At 64.3% G+C, this 1119-nt stretch carries 1 protein-coding gene and 1 tRNA gene; one reads left to right on the forward strand and one right to left on the reverse strand.

The features are described 5' to 3' along the window. The first annotated feature begins 17 nt into the window (after positions 1 to 17). Positions 18 to 94 (forward strand) — tRNA-Pro (locus ACFWF3_RS36790). A gap of 40 nt (positions 95 to 134) precedes the next feature. Here ACFWF3_RS36790 and ACFWF3_RS36795 read toward each other — a convergent pair. Continuing rightward, positions 135 to 878, reverse strand: coding sequence for a site-specific integrase (locus tag ACFWF3_RS36795; protein ID WP_379318858.1), 744 nt, complete (start codon positions 876 to 878; stop codon positions 135 to 137). Positions 879 to 1119: the final 241 nt, after the last annotated feature.

The following is a 1119-nucleotide window of genomic DNA, read 5'->3' on the forward strand; positions in this document are numbered from 1 at the left end:
GGAGACGGGGGCAAGATCGGGATGTGGCGCAGCTTGGGAGCGAACCTGACTGGGGGTCAGGTGGTCGCAGGTTCAAATCCTGTCAGCCCGACCAAGAAGAATACCCTCCGACCTGGGTCGGAGGGTATTTTTCGTTATTGGACAAGTCGGAGCTTGGGACCATTTTGGGACCGTTTCGGCGTTTTCAGGTGCGCCGAGAGCATGTCACCGTCAGCCTGCAGCGCCACGATGTCGGGATGGAGATACCGCTGGGTGATGCGCGGGTCGGAGTGCCCAGCGATCTGCTGCAGGCGGTAGACCGGTACCCCGGCGTCCGCGAACCAGGTGAGCCCGGTGTGCCGGAGGTCGTGCCGGCGCAGGTGTTCGTAGCCGAGTTCGGTGACCACGGTGTCCCAATGCGTCGCCTTGCGCAGGACCCCTGTTTGTATCCGGCCGCCGCGCGGCCCAGCGAACAAACGAGCGACAGGCTTGTCCTGGCGCGCCTGAATCCTGTCCAGCAGCATCGGGCGAAGCTCCTCGACGATCGGAACACGGCGTGCGCGCTTGCCTTTCGTGCCCTTGTCCAGCCTGCCGCCCGGTCCCGGTGAGGTCTGGCGCCGAAGGTTCCAGATCCATTGCTCGGTGTCGATGTCCTTGACGCGGACGCCGGACACCTCCCCGATACGGGACGCTGTGCACGCGGCGAACGTCACCACGTCGCCCCAGCCCTGGAACTGGTCAGACGAGGCCGCGACAAGCGCAGCCGACAGCTGGGTCAGGGTCGCCCAGTCGGGCAGAGCGAGTGATCGCGGATCGTCGAGTTCGTCCTCGATTCGCTGGTACTGGGATTGCCAGCCGGAGACCTCGACGCGGTTTCGTTCGATTACCTCATCGCGCACAGCCTGCTCGGTGTGTGTCGACGAGTTTCGGCGCCGGGCGGCGCGCAGTTGGCGTCTGCGGCTGAGGATGCGAATCGGGCTGGGTCGTGGATCGCGGGCCTGTCGGTTGCAGCCCAGGGGGACCGCACGAAGGGCTGGCAGGGTTGATGCATAGACGTCAAGTTCGAGAGGCTGAGGCTTCGGGTTGTTGATGCGTAGGCATCAAATGAACAGCTTCGACTAGTTTTGAACTTCGTGACGC

Origin of the sequence: Nocardia sp. NPDC060220, assembly GCF_042727815.1 — a bacterium.
Classification (GTDB): domain Bacteria; phylum Actinomycetota; class Actinomycetes; order Mycobacteriales; family Mycobacteriaceae; genus Nocardia.